This is a genomic window from Mesorhizobium sp. USDA 4413 (assembly GCF_056280365.1).
Genome location: NZ_JBVPRP010000001.1, coordinates 6,486,477 through 6,503,099, shown reverse-complemented (window position 1 = coordinate 6,503,099; position 16,623 = coordinate 6,486,477). Strand labels below are relative to the sequence as shown.

The following is a 16,623-nucleotide window of genomic DNA, read 5'->3' as shown; positions in this document are numbered from 1 at the left end:
ACACCTACATCCGTTCGCCGGGCAGCCGGCTTGCCTGTTTCACCCAGGAGACAAACTGCTCCTCGTCAAGCTGGTCGTCCTCATGGATATGGAAATAGCGTGTGTCCCTGCTCTTGGATTCGACGGGCGGCACTGGCTTCAGCGACAGGCCGCGGAAAAACGCCACCTTGATGTATCTGGCGAAGCAATGGATGCCGAGGAACCAGCCTTCGCCTTCCATGCCATAGAATGGAGAGTTCCATTTGACGGCCTTCCGCACGTCGGGGACGGCCTCGATGATGAGCTGGTCGAGCCGGCGCCCGACCCCGCTCTTCCAGCCCGGCATCGCCGCGATATAGGCCTGCACGGGAGCGTCGCCATAGCCCTTGGCAATTTGCGGGTTGCCGCCCGAAAGCAGGACAGGTTTCGCCTTCGCCATCAGGCCGATCCCGTGCGCTCGCCCGCCGGCTCACCGCGCTGCCTGCCGGCGTAGGGCAGCACGAACATGTAGAGCCCGCTGAACAGCAGCAGGAAAAGGGGGACCAACGGCGAATAGACGATCCAGGCGGGCGGCGGGCCCATGGCCATGGCGGCGAAATTGGCAATGACGGTGATGGTGAAGATGATCGATAGCCAGCGGTGAAGCTGCCTGATCCATTTGCTCCAGTGCAATCTAACCTCCCTTGCGAATGACGAGACGGATCGAGCTGCCTACCAGCGCGCCAGCTGCGAAAGCTGAATGAGGTTGCCGCAGGTGTCGTTTAGCTGCGCGATGGTGGCGCCGGTCACCGCGGTCGGCGCCATGGCGAAGGTGCCGCCATTGGCCTTGATGCGCTCATGGTCGGCCTTGACGTCGTCGGTGAACAGCATCAGCGCCGGCTGGCCCTGCTTGAAGATGGCCTGCTGATAGGTTTTTGCGGCCGGATTGTCGTTCAGGGCCAGCTGCAGCTCGGTGCCGTCGGGGTCATCCGGCGAGACGACGGTTAGCCAGCGAAACGGTCCGTTGGTGAAGTCGGCCTTCTTGGTGAAGCCCAGCACGTCGGTGTAGAAGCCGAGCGCCTTTTCCTGGTCGTCGACATAGATGCTGGTCAGCTTGATCTTCATTTTTGGTGCCTCCATTGCTTACGCCTGCGGTTTGCCGCCCCGCCAGGACCGTGCCTGTCTTTTGAAGCTTCGGCGGACGTCAGTCGATCCGCGAAAGCAGCTGTTCCAGGGCCGTGAAGTTGCGCTTCCAACCCACCGTGGCGCCGCGGTAGTACGGCTCCTGATCCGTGCGGAAGCCGACCTGCTCCATGCGCAGATGCGTGCCCGTGCCCGTCGGGGTTAGCGTCCAGGTGACCACGCTCTCGAGGTCCTTGGTGTCCCAGCTGTAGGACAGGGTCCTGTTGGCCTCGACCGTCCGCACCTGGCAGTCGACACCGCCCCATTCCGCGTTCAGGCTGAAGCGATGGTCCACGACCGGCTTGAAGTCGTTCTTCATCAGCCACTCCTCGATGAGATGCGGTTGGGTGAGCGCGCGCCAGATCTTTTCCGGCGGAAAAGGTATCTCGCGCTCGACGACGACGGAGCGCGTTGCGGCTTCATTCATTGATCCATCCTTTTGAGCAGGTCTTCCAGATCGTCGAACCGGCTTTCCCAGAACCCCGCCATGTCGCGCGTCCAGTCCATCAATGGCGCAAGCGCCTTGAGCTGCGCGCTGTAGTGGGTCTGGCGCCCCTCATGACGGTCGCGCACCAGGCCTGCCTCCTTGAGGAGGCCCAGATGCTTCGACACCGCCGGCTGCGACACGCCGGCCTGCGCCGTAAGGGCTCCGACCGTCTGCTCGCCCTGGCGGCAGAGACGTTCGAAGATGGCGCGCCGCGTCGGATCGGCGAGCGTCCTGAACAGCATGTCGTGATCGGCCGTCATTCAATCAATAACCCGTTGGCTATTGATTGACGTATAACCACTGGGATATGTATGAGTCAAGCAGCGAATGAGGGCACCAGGGCAAATCGCAATGGCTGGCTAAGATCCGTTCTCTGCGTTGGCGGCTTCGTCCAGCATCGATGCATCCTCGCCGAAGGCGCGGGTGGCGCGAGCCGCCGCCTTGAGCAGCGGGGCTTTCATGCGCTCGAGGAAGGCCGCGTCGACGCGCGTGCTGGGGCCAGCCAGCGTCAGCGCCCCCAGCAGCGTCCGTCCCGGTCCGAAGACAGGCGCCGATATGCCGGCGGTCTGCGGATCACGGTCGCCGATCGAAACGTAGTTGTAGGTCTTGCGGATCGTCTCGTAGGGCTCGCCCTGCTGGCCGGAAAAGGCGGCCAGCACGCGGCCGCCGGAACCGACAAGCAGAGGCAGTACGTCGCCCTCCCGGATCGTGTAGCGGATCGGGTGCTTCGACTCCACTCGGTATAGGCAGGTGCGAAGGTCGCCGGAGCGAACATAGAAAGCGACGCTTTCCCAGCTCTGCTCGGAAAGATCGCGCATGATCGGCGAAAGGATATCCATCGCCACGACCGAACGCTGGTAGAGTGCGCCGAGCCGGAACGTGGCAGGCCCGATGCGATAGCGTCCGTTATCCAGACGCTCCAGCAATTGCCCGCGCATCAGCGAATTGGCGAGCCGCAGGATCGTGCTTTTGTAGAGGCCGGTACGGGCAGCGATCTCGGCGAGGCCGAGCGAGCGGTCTGCGGTGGTGAAGGCGTCGAGGATGGCAATGGCGCGGTCGAGCGCCGCAACGCCGTCGGCCGATGACGGGCTGGGGGTCGTGTCTGTCATTTCAATGGTGGTTTCATCGCGGTCGCCTGTCCGGACCGACCCGGACACGCAGGTTTAGTCCCGCCCAAGTCGTTCTGTCCAGCAGAATGCCATTCCCATTGACAGAACGCGGTAACATTTGCTTGAACTTCTTTGCGGGTCTGAGGTCAGGCCACGTCTTGGCAGGCACCGGAGGAGGTGTCGTGATTTGGAGGAATCCCATGCTGAACAGACGCAATTTCCTGGCGGGCACGGCGGCAGCCGGAGCCGCCGCTATCGCGGCCTTGCATCTCACGCCGGCGTTCGCGCAGGACACGCCGCAACTCCAGATTTTCGTCCCCGCGGCGCCCGGTGGTGGCTGGGACCAGACGGCCCGCGCGATCGACCAGGTGCTTCGCTCCGAGAAGCTCATCTCCGGCTCGCAGATCACCAATGTCGGCGGCGCCGGCGGCACGGTAGGCCTGCCGCAATTCGTCAACCAGTGGAAGGGCAAGGGCAATTCGCTCATGGTCGCCGGCATGGTCATGGTCGGCGCCATCATTGCCAACAAGGCCGCCAACAACCTTACCGAGGTGACACCGATCGCCCGTCTCACCGGCGAGTTCGAGGCGCTGGTGGTACCGGCGGAGTCGCCATTCAAGACGGCCACCGATTTCGTCGCCGCGCTGAAAGCCGATCCGAGCAAGGTTCCGGTCGCCGGCGGCTCGGCCGGCGGCTCCGACCACATCCTGTTCGGCTTGATCGCCAAGACGGCAGGCGTGCCGGCGGCGAACCTCTCTTACGTGCCGTTCGCGGGCGGCGGAGAGGCATTGTCGGCGCTGCTCGGCAACCAGGTCGCGGCCGGCATTTCCGGCTACGGCGAGTTCTCCGAGCAGGTGAAGGCGGGCGCGCTGAGATTGCTCGCCATCTCGGCCGACAAGCGCCAGGAAGGCATCGATGCGCCGACGCTGAAGGAGGCCGGCATCGATGTCGAGCTGTTCAACTGGCGCGGCGTCTTCGCGCCGCCCGGCATCTCCGATGACGACAAAGCCGCGATGATCAAGCTGGTCGAGACCATGGCCAAGAGCGACGCCTGGGCGACCGAATGCAAGAACCGCAACTGGACGCCGATCCTGCTCACCGGCGACGACTACGCCAAGTTTGTCACCGAGGACACCGCCCGCATCGGCGCCATCCTCAAGGACCTCGGTCTGGCCTGACGCCGCTTCAACCGGAGCGCGGAGGCGGCACCGCCTCCGCGACAGCATGAACATGCGAACCGTGCAGCCTGCGGCGAAGCCGGCGGCCGCGAGCCCGCCATTCGGGGAGGATATCATGAGCACCAGCGAGCAGCAGGCGTCAGCCCCGCGTCTTGCCTTACCCGAACTGCTGATCGGCATCGGGCTGCTGATCTGCGCCGGCGCCGTCGCCTGGCAGACGCTGGCGATTCCGGTGTCGCCGCTCTACTCCAAGGTCGGCCCGACAGTTTTCCCGTACATCACCATGGCCGGGATGATCGTGCTTTCGCTGCTGCTCATACTTGCCGCTATTCGCGGCGGCTGGCAGCCTCAGGAAGAAAAGGAAACGCCAACCGACTGGAAGGCGATGGGCTTCGTGGCGGCGGGCCTGGTCGCCAATCTCCTCCTCATCCAGCCGCTCGGCTTCACCGCCGCCTCGGTGATCATGTTCGTGCTGGTCTGCTTCGGTTTTGGCAGTCGGCACCCGCTGCGCGACGCGCTGCTCGGCCTTGTGCTGGCGTTTGCCGCCTATTTCGGCTTCGCCAAGGCGCTCGGCGTCAATATCGGCGCCGGCTTGATCGAGAACCAGCTCAACGCGCTGCTCGGCGCCGCCTTCAGCGGCAAGGGGGGCTGAGGCAGTGGACACGCTCGGTCATCTCGCGCATGGTTTTGCGGTCGCCTTCACGCCGACCAATCTGTTGTGGTGCCTGGTCGGCACCACGCTTGGAACGGCGATCGGCGTGCTGCCTGGCCTCGGGCCGGCGCTCACCATTGCGCTGCTTTTGCCGATCACCTATCAGGTGGCGCCCGAGGCTTCGTTCATTTTGTTTGCCGGCATCTATTACGGCGCGATGTATGGCGGCTCGACGACGTCGATCCTGCTCAATACGCCCGGCGAAAGTGCGACTATCGTGACCGCGCTCGAGGGCAACCGCATGGCGCGTTCGGGGCGCGGCGGCGCTGCGCTCGCCACCTCGGCGATCGGCTCGTTCGTGGCCGGCACGCTTGGCACGATGGGCGTCGCCTTCCTGGCGCCGACCGTGGTCAAATACGCGATAAAGTTCGGGCCGGCCGAGTATTTCTCGCTGATGGTGCTGGCCTTCATCACCGTTTCGGCGGTGCTGGGTTCGTCTTCGGTTCGGGGGCTTACCAGCCTGTTTGCCGGCTTCGTCATCGGCATGATCGGCGTCGACCTGCAGACCGGGCAGCCGCGTTTTACCTTCGGCGCGGCCGAATTGCTCGACGGCGTCGACGTCATCATCGTCGCGGTCGGCCTCTTCGCGGTCGGGGAAACGCTCTACATGGCCTCGCGCCGTTATGCCGGCAAGGACGAGATCGTGCCGCTCAAGGGCTCACTCTACATGACGGCCGCCGAATGGGCGCGTTCCTGGAAGCCGTGGCTCAGGGGCGCCGCGATCGGCTTCCCGATCGGTGCCTTGCCGGCCGGCGGCGCCGAGATCCCGACTTTCCTGTCCTATGCCATCGAGAAGAAGCTGTCGAAACACAAGGAGGAGTTCGGCACGGTCGGCGCCATCGAAGGCGTTGCCGGGCCGGAAGCCGCCAACAACGCGTCCGCGGCCGGCGTGCTCGTCCCCATGCTTACTCTGGGCCTGCCGACATCGGCGACCGCCGCGATCATGCTCTCGGCCTTCCAGAGCTACGGCATCAATCCCGGGCCGCTGCTGCTGACGACGCAGGCCAACCTCGTCTGGGGCCTGATCGCCAGCCTGTTCATCGCCAACATCATCCTTGTCGTCCTCAACCTGCCGCTGATCGGCCTTTGGGTGCGCCTGCTGAAAATCCCGGCGCCGCAGCTCTATGCCGGCATCCTGGTGTTCGCCACCGTGGGCACCTACGGCATCTCGCAGTCGCCGATCGACCTCGTCATCCTTTACCTTCTGGGAGCCGCCGGCTTCCTGATGCGGCGCTTCGATTTCCCGACCGCGCCGGTGATCATCGGCATGATCCTCGGACCGCTCGCCGAAACGCAGTTCCGCCGGGCGATGACGATCGCCAATGGCGACTGGACGGTGTTCTACCGGCACCCTCTGTCGCTGACATTGCTGGCGCTCGCCTTCCTCGGGCTGGTCGGGCCGCATATCTGGGCCTGGATCCAGCAGCGCCGCAGGCGCGGACCAGAGCATGTGCCGGGCGATGCCTGAGTCATTTGGAGCATCATGACAGACCTGCTTTCCGGCATCCGCGTCCTCGACCTCACCAATGTGCTGGCCGGCCCTTACTGCGCCTATCAGCTGGCGTTGCTCGGCGCCGACGTCATCAAGGTCGAGGCGCCGCCGGGCGGCGATCTGGCGCGTCAGCTCGGCGCCTCGCCGGAGCTCAACCGGGCCGGCATGGGGGCTTCGTTCCTGGCGCAGAACGCCGGCAAACGATCGGTGGTGCTCGACCTGAAGAACCCTGACGGCCGCGAGCGTTTTCTCGATCTGGTCGCCACGGCCGACGCGCTGGTCGAGAATTTCCGGCCGGGCGTCATGGACCGCCTGGGGCTCGGTCATAAAAAGCTGAGGGAGATTCGGCCCAGCCTTGTCTATTGCGCGATATCCGGCTTCGGCCAGACCGGGCCGATGCGCGGCAATCCGGCCTATGACCAGATCATCCAGGGCCTGTCGGGGATAATGAGCATCACCGGCACGCCGGAAACCGCGCCGCTTCGCGTCGGCTATCCAGTTGCCGACACGCTCGGCGGGCTCGTTGGGGCCTTCGCCGTCGCCGCGGCTCTCGTCAAGCAGAAGACGACAGGCGAGGGGGCCTTCCTCGACGTCTCGATGCTCGAATGCACGCTGTCGGCGCTGGGCTGGCCGGTGTCGAACTATCTGACTGCCGGCGTCGAGCCGCGGCCGATGGGCAATGAGAATGTGACGGCGGCGCCCTCCGGTGCATTCCGCACCGGCGAGGGGCTGCTCAACATCGCCGCCAACAAACAGGAGCAGTTCGTCACTCTATGCGGGCTTATCGGACGGCCGGGACTCGCCTCCGATCCGCGCTTCGCCGAGCGCGAGACGCGCAAGCGGAACCGCGCCGCGCTGAAGGTGCTGATCGAAGATGCGCTTGCGGGCGCGTCCGCCGCGATCTGGGAAGAAAAACTCAACCGGGCCGGCGTGCCGGCGGGACGGGTGCTGACGATCCCGCAGGTGCTCGAGGAGCCTCAGGTCACGGAGCGCGCCATGGCAACCTCCTTCGAAGGGGTATCCGGCATGGATCGCCCGCTGACGGTGGTGCGCGGCGGCTTCATGGTCGACGGCGCCGCGCCGCTACCTGCCGGGCCGCCGCCGCGCCTCGGCGAGCATATGGACGAGGTGTTCGCCGCCTTGCCCGAGCGCGATAGGTCGAGAGCGCGGGCATGAGTGGGGAGAAAAAGACCGGCCGCGAGCGCGCGGAGGAATGGTGGCAGACCTCCATCATCGAGATGCGGCCGGGCGTCATCCGGCTGCGCGGCTACGAGATCCAGGACCTGATCGGCCGCGCCAACTTCCCGGCGATGATCTGGCTGATGCTGCGCGGCGAGTTGCCGAGCGAGGAGCAGTCGGCGCTGCTCGGCATTGCGTTGGGCGCGGCAGTCGACCATGGCCCGCAGGCGCCGTCGATCGCGATCGCCCGCATGGCCGCTACCTGCGGCATCGGCATCAACAACGCCATGGCCTCGGCCGTCAACGTACTGGGCGACGTGCATGGCGGCGCCGGCGAACAGGCGCTGTCCTTCTATGGCGATATCGCCGCGACGATGGATGGCGGCGTTTCCCTGGTCGAGGCGGTGAAGGCGCGGCTAGATCATTTTTTCGCCGAAGGTAAAGGCTACGTGCCAGGGTTCGGCCATCGCTTCCATCCGATCGATCCGCGCGCGCCGCGCTTGATCGAGCTGACGCGGGAATTCGCCGCGCGCGGCGTGATCGGCGGGCGTTTCGCCGATATTGCCGGTGCGATCGAGGCGGAAGTCGCCGCACGCAAGGGCAAAACGATCCCGCTCAACATCGACGGCGCCACCGCCGTCATCTATGGCGAGCTCGGCTTCCCCCCGGCGCTGACGCGCGGCCTGTTCGTGCTGTCAAGGTCGGTCGGCATTCTGGCGCATGCCTGGGAACAGTCGCAGCAAAGCGATCGCAACAAGGGGCCGCTGCCCAGGGAGTGGCTATGGGCCTATACCGGCACGCCGGTACGGCCGCTCCCGGACGACACCGAATAGATGGCTGTCACACCGGGTCCCCCGGCGTAATGGTCAAATCCCTCAGCAGGGTCGAAAGCTCCGGCTCGTCGATGAGCAATGCGGCGTCTGCCGCGGGCAGCCACGCGCGCTGCCGGTTCGCGGCTTCCTGCCAGTCGGCAAGCTCCTCGGTGACCTGCAGCAGGTAGACCGCCACATCGACGCGGATGAAGCCGTCGGTCATGCGTTTCCAATAGGAATAGGTCCCGGCAGGCTGCTTCAGCGCCTTGCCCAGAACGCCCGCTTCCTCCTGGGCTTCGATCGTTGCCGCCTTGCGCCCGCTCTTGCCCTTCATCGGCCAGCCCTTCGGCACGATGAAGCGCCGCGTGGTGCGTGAGGTGACCAGCAGCACTTCAAGACTGCCGTCCTCCCGCAACCGATACGGAATGGCCGCCACCTGGCGGATCCGTTGGCCTTTCCTGGCTTTGCGAACTGCTTTCTTTTTGGTCGTTGCCATCCCAAATTCCGGTGAGAGCGAGCGTCTCGCCGCACGCTCTCCGCGCGGCAAAGCCTGTTCTCCTGCAAACCCTGGAGCGTCTCACCGTTTCGGTTGGAAACGGCGAACCGCTCTATTCCCTGCCTTGATGCAATTCCTGACGGAAACCGTGTCACACTTTTCCTGGAATTGCTCCAAAACCACCGCCCTTGCAATCCGCATTTTGTGAGCAAGTAGTCGGCTAATAAACTGAAAAAAACAAAATGTCAGCGGCAAATCCTGGAGATCGTGTTGCCGACCGCTTCCATCCTGCATCTCTTGTCATATACCGGCACATCGGGTTGGCTCGTGGGCGGGGTCGGCCGGTCGAGCTCGCGGTAGATTTGCTGCTGCTGCTGGTATTGCTGCCGCTGCAACCGGTTCTGCAGCTGCTGCAGCTCATTCTGCTGCACCAATGCATTGCGGTTCGTCGGGATGACGATTTGCGCATAAGACGGCGCAATCAAGGAAACCGAGGTCGCCAGCACGGCGCCGGCAAGAACAGCCAAGGTGGGACGAAACATCCGCGCGGCTCCCAAACGAAAAACCATGCATCTCATATAGTGCGGGTGGCCGATAACGCCATGGGTGACTGCGAACCATGATGCGCTCAGGGAAGCCGCGCGATCGGCTATGCCGTGACGCCGGCGCTGGAGGTCGGGCCGATATCCCAGTCGGCGAGGTCGCCAGTTCCGCATCTGCGGAAAGGCGAGAGTTCTCCACCAAGCAGTGGGAGATCGAGGGATGTTTCGCCGCTGCCGAGAATCTGTCCCGCAACCCGGCATTGCACTTGACGGAAGCGATCGATTCGCCGCTCTATCAGGTCGGCGCCGGGCTGGAGCTCAATGGCGTCAACGGCGTCGGATTGGCGATCAGATACAACGGCGCTTTCGTGGAAACGGCAAAGCAGAACGCGGTCAGCGCGTCTCTCAAGGTCAGCTTCCAGCTGACGCGGGACGGCGGCCAAGAAGGGATGTCATGAGGACGAAGTACGCGTCTATCGCGGCGATGCTGGCAATCGCCTGCATTGCCGGTGTGCCGGCGGCCGGATTTGCAGCGCAAAACAAGAGCGACAAGGCGGCGCCCGCGGCCCAGCCCGGCGGGGCGGCGGCCAAGCCGCAGCTGCCGGGCGGTGCTTCGGCGCTGTCGGAAACGCATGGCGACTGGACGGTCAACTGCCAGGTCACCGGCGCCAACAAGGTCTGCAGCCTGTCGCATCAGCAGTTCAACAAGCAGAGCGGCCAGCGGCTGCTGGCGATCGAATTGACGACCAAGACCGGCCAGGACTCTACGGGCACGCTGGCGCTGCCCTTCGGGCTTGCCCTGGCCAACGGCATCTCGCTCGAGATCGATGACAAGAAGCTGGACGGCACGCTGCAATTCAACACCTGCCAGGCGGTGGGTTGCCTGGTGCCGGTGACGTTCGACGCCGACACAACGCCGCTCCTGCAGAACGGCACCACGCTTAAGATCAACGCCACGGCGGCCGATACCATGCAGCCGATCTCCTTCACCATCTCACTCAACGGCTTCGGCAGCGCGCTGGCGCGGACGGCGGACCTGTTGGCGGACTGAGCGGACGGCAAGGTTTCACGCCGGGCGATCGGCGAAGCCGGTCGCCTTCATTCGTTTATGTCCGCCTCGCGCAGACGATAGCCCACGCCCGTCTCGGTGATGATGTAGCGGGGCTGATCCGGGGCCTTCTCGATCTTCTGCCGCAGCTGGCGGACATAGACCCTGAGATACTGGACGTCGGTCGAGTCGTTCCAGATCTGCTTCATCAGGAACTGGTGCGTCAGCACCTTGCCGGCATATTGCACGAGGATGCGCAGGATGTCGTATTCCTTGGGCGACAGTTTCACCTCCTTGCCCTCGACCTTGACGATGCGCTTCACCAGGTCGACGGAGAGGTCGCCAGTGTGGAACACCGGCTTTTCGCCCTGCCGCTGGAACTTGTGGCGCAGCGCCACGCCGATGCGGGCGACCAGCTCGTTCATGCCGAAAGGCTTGGTCACGTAGTCGTCGGCGCCGAGCTCGAGCGCCTGGACGATGCCGGCCTCGTCGGTGCGGCTGGACAGGATGACGACCGGAATATCGAGGCCGTCGCTTCGCCACTTGCCGAGCAGTTCCAGGCCGGTCATGCCGGGCAGGCCGAGATCGAGCAGGATGAGGTCGGGACGTGCGGCCTGGATGACTTCGAGCGCCGCCTTGGCACTCGGCGCCTCGGAGACCGCATAGCCCTGGCTGCCCAAGCCGACGCGCAGCAATTTGCGGATCGGCGGCTCGTCGTCGACGACCAAAATGGAGACGGTCTGATTTGTCATGCCGCATCGTCCGTAAGGGGTGCGCCGAGCGCCGGCAAGTCAGCCGGCACCGGCATGCGGATCGTGAAGATCGCGCCCGGACAGTCGGTGCGGTTGGCCGCCGCGATCGTGCCTCCCATCGCTTCGATGAAGCCGCGGCTGATCGACAGGCCGAGGCCGGTGCCGGCGCGCACCTGGTCGCGTTTGCGCACGCGGTAGAAGGTGTCGAATATCCGCTCCAGGTCGTCCGGCGGGATGCCCGGTCCCTCATCCATCACCTGCAGGATGACGGCGGCGTTGTCCACCCAGGCCTGGAGCCGGATGGCAGAGCCGGGCAAGGCGTATTTGGAGGCATTGTCGAGGAGGTTGAACAGAGCCTGCTCGAACAGAACCGGGTCGAGCCGCAACATGGGCAGGTCGGCCGGAATGTCGGTCTCTATTCTGTGCTCGGCGGTGATCTTCTGCGCCCGGTTCAGCGCCGAGCCGACGACATCGCCGACATAATGGAGCGCGTAATTCGGCTCCATCGCGCCCGACTCGATCCTGGTCATGTCGAGCAGGTTGGCGATGAAGCGGTTCAGCCGCTCGGACTCGCTGACGACCGTCGACAGAAGCTCGGCGCGATCCTTTTCCGGCAGCGCCGGCGCGAATTCCTTCAGCGTGCCGGCCGCGCCCATGATCGCGGCGAGCGGCGTCTTCAGGTCATGCGAGATGGAGGTCAGCAGCGCCGAGCGCAGCCGGTCGGCTTCAGCCGCAAGCCTGGCGCGGTCGACGTCGGCGACGAGCTGGACACGCTCGATGGCCACCGCGGCTTGATCGGCGAGCGCATCCAGCAAGCGCTGCTGCTCGGGCGTCAGCAGCGGCCCTTGCTTGTCATTGTCGAGGCCGACGACGCCGATCGCGGTCCGTCCAGTGCGCAGGGGCAGATAGAGGCGTTTTGCGCCGGGCAGCGTGTCGGCGCCGCGGCCGGCGGCGCGGTTGTGCTCCCAGGCCCAGCGCGCGGCCGCGATATCGGCCTCGTCCAGCGTGTCGTCCGGCGGATAGCCGGCCTTGACGGTGATGGTGCCGTTTTCCGGCAAAAGCAGCACGACGCGGACCTTCAGCATCGAGGCGATCTGGAAAGCGGTGGCCCATAGAACATCGTCGAGCGTGCCGGCGCCGGCAAGCTTCTTGGAGAAGGAATAGATGTCCTCGGTGGCACGCGCCCGCGAACGCGCGGCGACCGCCTGGCGCTGCACGCGCGCCGTCAGGTTGCTGGCGATGATGGCGACGACGAGGAAGACCGTGAAGGCAACGACGCTTTCCGGATCCCTGATCGTCAGCGTGTAGCGCGGTTCGAGGAAGAAGAAGTTGAAGGCGAGCGCGGAGAGAAAACAGGCATAGAGCGCCGGCCAGAGCCCGAAGCTCACGGCTGCGGTCAGCACCGCCAGAAGCAGCACGCTGGCGAGATTGCGGACGTCGAGGAACTGGTCGAGGATCGAGCTGACGGCCAGTGCGCCGGCGACATAGGCGGTCGAGAACAGATAGGGCCAAATCTGGAAAGGCTTCTGCTCGGGCGCGGCCTTGACCCGCGCCGAGGGGGCATCGACATCGCGCTCGGCGCCCGAAATGACATGGACGCTGATGTCGCCGGCGTTGCGGATCAGGTCGTAGGTGAGCGAGCCCTCGATCAGCTCGCGCCAGCGCGAGCGGGTCGGCCTGCCGATGACGATATGGGTGAAGTTGTTCGCTGTCGCATGGCGCACGATCTCCTGAGCGACGTTCTGGCCGGGAATGGTGGCGATCTCGGCGCCGAGCTGTTCGGCGAGACGCAGGTTCCTGGCCAGACGGTCCTTGTCCTCCTCGGAGAGGCCCGCAAGGCGCGGCGTGTCGACATGCAGCGCCGTCCAGGGCGCGCGCAGCCTGTCGGCGAGCCGGCGCGCATAGCGGATGCGGGCCGCCCCGCCAGGCTGCGAGTCGACGCAGACGAGAACCCGCTCGCCGGCCGCCCACGGCCCTGGAATGGCGTGCGACTGCATGTGGTTGAGCAGCTGCTCGTCGACGCGCTGGGCGGTGCGGCGCAGCGCCAGTTCGCGCAGGGCCGTCAGATTGCCCGGCGAGAAATAGTTGTCGATGGCGCGCTGCGCGGTGTTGGGGAAATAAACCTTGCCGTCCTGCAGCCGTTTGATCAGGTCGTCGGGCGTGAGGTCGATGACCTCGATGTCGTCGGCCTCGTCGATGATGGAATCGGGAACCGTCTCGCGCACCCTGACGCGGGTGATCTGGGCGACGACGTCGTTCAGGCTTTCGACATGCTGGATGTTGAGCGTGGTGTAGACGTCGATGCCTTGCGCCAGGATCTCCTGCACATCGAGATAGCGCTTGGGATGCCGGCTGCCGGGCGCGTTGGTGTGGGCGAGCTCGTCGACCAGGACGAGAGCGGGGCGCCGTTTCAAGATGGCGTCGATGTCCATCTCGTCCAAGGTCTGGCCGCGATAATCGACCAGACGGCGCGGGATCACCTCATAGCCGTCGACCAGGGCCTGGGTTTCCTTGCGGCCATGCGTCTCGACGACGCCGATCACGACATCGATGCCGTCGGCGCGGCGAGCGCGGCCCGCCATCAGCATCTCATAGGTCTTGCCGACACCGGGCGCGGCGCCGAGGAATATGCGCAGGCGGCCGCGGCCCTCGCGCCCGGCATGTTCGAGGAGCGCGTCGGGAGAGGGGCGGTTCTCGGGGTCGATCCTGTCGTCCGGCATCAGTCCAATCATGAATTGCGCCGGGGATCGTGTCGATCCCTGGCGCGGAGCGGATTACTTCAGCTCGTCCAGCGCCAGATTCAGCGCCAGAACGTTGACTACCGGCTCGCCGAGGACGCCAAGCTCGCGGTCCTCGACATGGCTGTCGACCAACCCCTTCACCTTGGCCTCGTCCATGCCGCGTGCCTTGGCGACGCGTGGCACCTGGAAATAGGCGGCGTCGGGGCTGATGTCGGGATCGAGCCCGCTGCCGGAGGTGGTGACGAGGTTCATCGGCACCGGTGCATTGGGGTTTTCGGCCTTCAGCTTCTCGGCGTCGCCCTTGATGTGGTCGAGCAGCTTCGGGTTGGTCGGGCCGAGGTTCGAGCCGCCGGAGGAGGTCGCGTCGTAGCCATTGCCGGCGGCTGACGGCCGGCCGTGGAAATAGCGGTCGCCGGCGAAAGCCTGGCCGATCAGGCTGGAACCGATCACCTTGCCCTCCCTGACGATCAGACTGCCATTGGCCTGGTTCGGGAACAGCGCCTGGGCGATGCCGGTCATGGCGATCGGATAGATCAGACCGGTCAGCACCGTGAAGAAGACGATCATGACAAAGGCGGGTCTGAGTTGCTTGAGCATCGGATCAATCCTTATGCGAGGCCGAGGGCCGTGACGATCAGGTCGATCGCCTTGATGCCGACGAACGGCACGATGATGCCGCCGAGGCCGTAGACCAGCAGGTTGCGGGTGAGCAGCGAGCCGGCGCCGATGGCGCGGTATTTCACGCCTTTCAGCGACAGCGGGATCAGCGCGATGATGATCAGCGCGTTGAAGATGATCGCCGACAGGATGGCGCTCTGCGGCGTCGCCAGATGCATGATGTTGAGCGCCTGCAGCGGACCGGCGGACTGGCCGGGCGCCACATAGAAGACGGCGAACATCGCCGGGATGATGGCGAAATACTTGGCCACGTCGTTGGCGATCGAGAAGGTCGTCAGCGAGCCGCGCGTCATCAACAGCGCCTTACCGATCTCGACGATCTCGATCAGCTTGGTCGGGTCGCTGTCGAGGTCGATCATGTTGCCGGCCTCGCGCGCGGCGACCGTGCCGGTGTTCATGGCGACGCCGACATCGGCCTGGGCGAGCGCCGGCGCGTCGTTGGTGCCGTCGCCGCACATGGCGACCAGCTTGCCCTTCGCCTGCTCCTCGCGGATCAGCGACAGCTTGTTCTCCGGTGTGGCCTGGGCGAGGAAATCGTCGACGCCGGCCTCCGCGGCGATGGCCGCGGCGGTAAGTGGGTTGTCGCCGGTGATCATCACCGTGCGGATGCCCATCTTGCGCAGCTCGGCGAAGCGCTCGCGGATGCCGCCCTTGACGATGTCCTTGAGGTGGACGACGCCGAGCAGGCGGCCGTCGCGTTCGACAGCCAGCGGCGTGCCGCCGGCCTTGGCGATCTCGTCGGCAACGGCCTGGAGATCGCGGATGGTGTCGCTTGTCGGGCGCGTGCCGTGGGGTGCGACGGTCACCTGGTTGACGTGATTGAGCACCGCGTCGACGGCGCCCTTGCGCACCGACGAGCCGTCGATATCGACGCCGCTCATGCGGGTCTGCGCGGTGAAGGGCACGAAGGTGGCGTGCAGCGTTGCCATGTCGCGGGCGCGTATGCCGTATTTCTCCTTGGCCAGCACGACGATCGAGCGGCCTTCCGGCGTCTCGTCGGCCAGCGAGGCGAGCTGGGCGGCGTCGGCCAGCTCCTGCTCGGTGACGCCCTTGACCGGACGGAACTCGGTCGCCTGGCGGTTGCCGAGCGTGATGGTGCCGGTCTTGTCGAGAAGCAGCGTGTCGACGTCGCCGGCGGCCTCGACGGCACGGCCCGACATGGCCAACACGTTGAAACGCACCAGGCGGTCCATGCCGGCAATGCCGATGGCCGACAACAGCGCACCGATCGTGGTCGGGATCAGCGTCACGAAGAGAGCGACGAGGATCGTCACCGGGATATAGCCGCCCGAATAGGAGGCGAAGCTCGGGATGGTCGCGATCGCCAGCACGAAGATCAGCGTCATGCCGACGAGCAGGATGTTGAGCGCGATCTCGTTCGGCGTCTTCTGGCGCTCAGCGCCCTCGACCAGCGAGATCATGCGGTCGAGGAAGGTCTGGCCGGAGGCGGCGGAAATGCGCACGCGGATCCAGTCGGAGAGCACCTGGGTGCCGCCGGTGACGGCCGAACGGTCGCCGCCGGACTCGCGGATCACGGGGGCGGATTCTCCGGTGATCGCGGCCTCATTGACCGAGGCCACGCCTTCGATCACCTCGCCGTCAGAGGGGATGATGTCGCCGGCTTCGACCAGCACGACATCGCCGACCTTCAAGCTGGTGCCCGGCACCAGCTTGAACTTGTGGCGGTCGCCGTTGACGAGCAGCTTGGCCTCAGTCTCGGTGCGCGCTTTGCGCAGCGAATCGGCCTGCGCCTTGCCTCGGCCCTCGGCCACGGCTTCGGCGAAATTGGCGAACAGCACGGTGAACCACAGCCAGATGATGATCTGCAGCGTGAAGCGGCGATCGCCGCCGCCGGCGATCAGGTCGCGGAGAAAAAGCACGGTGGTGAGCAGCGAGACGACCGCGACGACGAACATCACCGGATTCCTGACCAGCGTGCGCGGATCGAGCTTGCGGAAGGCGCCGCCGATGGCGGGCACCAGGATGTGCGGATCCATGATAACAGCGGATTTGGACTGGCTCATTTTTGCACTCCGGTATCGGTTATGTTGGACGGCGCCGGGTGTTCGGTCTTCGGGAACAAGTGCGGAAGGCCGGTGGCCAGCAGCCACAGCGCGAACAGCACGACCGCCATGCCGAGAAAGGTTGAGAGCGTCGGGAAGGGACGAGGCTTCTCGTTCCTTCCGTTGTCGGGCGCCCCGTCACCGGTCCGGTGACGGCCGTTGCGACGTATGTCGTTGAAGCGAGGCATGGTCAT

20 protein-coding genes are annotated in these 16,623 nt (G+C 65.3%); 7 read left to right on the top strand and 13 right to left on the bottom strand.

Translation table 11 applies throughout. The features are described from left to right. Nucleotides 1-4: 4 nt before the first annotated feature. From ACVMIM_RS31585 to ACVMIM_RS31560, 6 genes are all read right to left on the bottom strand, one after another. The gene (locus ACVMIM_RS31585; protein ID WP_476116808.1) at nucleotides 5-418 is read right to left on the bottom strand and encodes a DUF1801 domain-containing protein; all 414 of its coding nucleotides are present in this window, start codon (nucleotides 416-418) and stop codon (nucleotides 5-7) included. Next, nucleotides 418-651, bottom strand: coding sequence for a hypothetical protein (locus tag ACVMIM_RS31580; RefSeq protein ID WP_476116806.1), 234 nt, complete (start codon nucleotides 649-651; stop codon nucleotides 418-420). The genes ACVMIM_RS31585 and ACVMIM_RS31580 overlap by 1 nt, the downstream gene beginning before the upstream one ends. Before the next feature lie 39 nt (nucleotides 652-690). Beyond that, nucleotides 691-1,083: a VOC family protein gene (locus tag ACVMIM_RS31575; protein ID WP_278052143.1), complete on the bottom strand. Its 393-nt coding sequence runs from the start codon at nucleotides 1,081-1,083 to the stop codon at nucleotides 691-693. Between the two features lie 79 nt (nucleotides 1,084-1,162). Then, complete coding sequence (locus ACVMIM_RS31570) at nucleotides 1,163-1,567, bottom strand: SRPBCC family protein (protein ID WP_040997445.1); 405 nt, start codon at nucleotides 1,565-1,567, stop codon at nucleotides 1,163-1,165. Beyond that, on the bottom strand, nucleotides 1,564-1,887 hold the full coding sequence (locus ACVMIM_RS31565) for an ArsR/SmtB family transcription factor (RefSeq protein ID WP_040997444.1): 324 nt from the start codon (nucleotides 1,885-1,887) through the stop codon (nucleotides 1,564-1,566). The genes ACVMIM_RS31570 and ACVMIM_RS31565 overlap by 4 nt, the downstream gene beginning before the upstream one ends. Before the next feature lie 99 nt (nucleotides 1,888-1,986). Beyond that, the gene (locus tag ACVMIM_RS31560) at nucleotides 1,987-2,736 is read right to left on the bottom strand and encodes an IclR family transcriptional regulator (protein WP_476116803.1); all 750 of its coding nucleotides are present in this window, start codon (nucleotides 2,734-2,736) and stop codon (nucleotides 1,987-1,989) included. A 200-nt stretch (nucleotides 2,737-2,936) separates the two neighbouring features. Here ACVMIM_RS31560 and ACVMIM_RS31555 point away from each other — a divergent pair, with 200 nt between their 5' ends. From ACVMIM_RS31555 to ACVMIM_RS31535, 5 genes are all read left to right on the top strand, one after another. Continuing rightward, complete coding sequence (locus tag ACVMIM_RS31555) at nucleotides 2,937-3,914, top strand: Bug family tripartite tricarboxylate transporter substrate binding protein (RefSeq protein ID WP_040997442.1); 978 nt, start codon at nucleotides 2,937-2,939, stop codon at nucleotides 3,912-3,914. A 115-nt stretch (nucleotides 3,915-4,029) separates the two neighbouring features. Beyond that, nucleotides 4,030-4,566, top strand: a complete 537-nt coding sequence (locus ACVMIM_RS31550) for a tripartite tricarboxylate transporter TctB family protein (protein WP_476116801.1) — start codon at nucleotides 4,030-4,032, stop codon at nucleotides 4,564-4,566. A 4-nt stretch (nucleotides 4,567-4,570) separates the two neighbouring features. Continuing rightward, on the top strand, nucleotides 4,571-6,094 hold the full coding sequence (locus ACVMIM_RS31545; RefSeq protein ID WP_476116800.1) for a tripartite tricarboxylate transporter permease: 1,524 nt from the start codon (nucleotides 4,571-4,573) through the stop codon (nucleotides 6,092-6,094). A 15-nt stretch (nucleotides 6,095-6,109) separates the two neighbouring features. Beyond that, nucleotides 6,110-7,294, top strand: coding sequence for a CaiB/BaiF CoA transferase family protein (locus ACVMIM_RS31540; protein WP_476116798.1), 1,185 nt, complete (start codon nucleotides 6,110-6,112; stop codon nucleotides 7,292-7,294). Continuing rightward, a complete protein-coding gene (locus tag ACVMIM_RS31535; RefSeq protein ID WP_476116796.1) occupies nucleotides 7,291-8,130 on the top strand; it encodes a citryl-CoA lyase in 840 nt (279 codons plus the stop codon). The genes ACVMIM_RS31540 and ACVMIM_RS31535 overlap by 4 nt, the downstream gene beginning before the upstream one ends. A 7-nt stretch (nucleotides 8,131-8,137) precedes the next feature. Here ACVMIM_RS31535 and ACVMIM_RS31530 read toward each other — a convergent pair whose 3' ends face one another. Beyond that, nucleotides 8,138-8,605 (bottom strand): NUDIX hydrolase, encoded by a 468-nt coding sequence (locus ACVMIM_RS31530; protein ID WP_476117441.1) that lies wholly within the window; start codon nucleotides 8,603-8,605, stop codon nucleotides 8,138-8,140. Between the two features lie 245 nt (nucleotides 8,606-8,850). Beyond that, nucleotides 8,851-9,174, bottom strand: a complete 324-nt coding sequence (locus ACVMIM_RS31525; protein WP_476116795.1) for a hypothetical protein — start codon at nucleotides 9,172-9,174, stop codon at nucleotides 8,851-8,853. 50 nt (nucleotides 9,175-9,224) lie between these two features. Between ACVMIM_RS31525 and ACVMIM_RS31520 the strand changes: the two genes are divergently transcribed. Together ACVMIM_RS31520 and ACVMIM_RS31515 are read left to right on the top strand one after the other, a co-directional pair. Then, nucleotides 9,225-9,605, top strand: a complete 381-nt coding sequence (locus ACVMIM_RS31520) for a hypothetical protein (protein ID WP_476116793.1) — start codon at nucleotides 9,225-9,227, stop codon at nucleotides 9,603-9,605. Further along, nucleotides 9,602-10,198 (top strand): invasion associated locus B family protein, encoded by a 597-nt coding sequence (locus ACVMIM_RS31515; RefSeq protein ID WP_476116791.1) that lies wholly within the window; start codon nucleotides 9,602-9,604, stop codon nucleotides 10,196-10,198. Before ACVMIM_RS31520 ends, ACVMIM_RS31515 begins: the two co-directional genes overlap by 4 nt. Before the next feature lie 47 nt (nucleotides 10,199-10,245). On the opposite strand, the gene ACVMIM_RS31510 is transcribed toward ACVMIM_RS31515, so the two are convergent. The 5 genes from ACVMIM_RS31510 to ACVMIM_RS31490 are packed head-to-tail and all read right to left on the bottom strand — an operon-like array spanning nucleotide 10,246 to nucleotide 16,617. Next, nucleotides 10,246-10,947, bottom strand: coding sequence for a response regulator transcription factor (locus ACVMIM_RS31510; protein ID WP_476116790.1), 702 nt, complete (start codon nucleotides 10,945-10,947; stop codon nucleotides 10,246-10,248). Further along, entirely contained in the window at nucleotides 10,944-13,667 is a 2,724-nt protein-coding gene (locus tag ACVMIM_RS31505; RefSeq protein WP_476117439.1) for a DUF4118 domain-containing protein, read from the bottom strand. Before ACVMIM_RS31505 ends, ACVMIM_RS31510 begins: the two co-directional genes overlap by 4 nt. 54 nt (nucleotides 13,668-13,721) lie before the next feature. Continuing rightward, entirely contained in the window at nucleotides 13,722-14,285 is a 564-nt protein-coding gene (kdpC, locus tag ACVMIM_RS31500) for a potassium-transporting ATPase subunit KdpC (RefSeq protein WP_476116789.1), read from the bottom strand. A gap of 11 nt (nucleotides 14,286-14,296) precedes the next feature. Continuing rightward, nucleotides 14,297-16,390 (bottom strand): potassium-transporting ATPase subunit KdpB, encoded by a 2,094-nt coding sequence (gene kdpB / locus ACVMIM_RS31495; RefSeq protein ID WP_476116788.1) that lies wholly within the window; start codon nucleotides 16,388-16,390, stop codon nucleotides 14,297-14,299. Beyond that, complete coding sequence (locus ACVMIM_RS31490) at nucleotides 16,387-16,617, bottom strand: hypothetical protein (protein ID WP_040997753.1); 231 nt, start codon at nucleotides 16,615-16,617, stop codon at nucleotides 16,387-16,389. The genes kdpB and ACVMIM_RS31490 overlap by 4 nt, the downstream gene beginning before the upstream one ends. Between the last annotated feature and the right edge of the window lie 6 nt (nucleotides 16,618-16,623).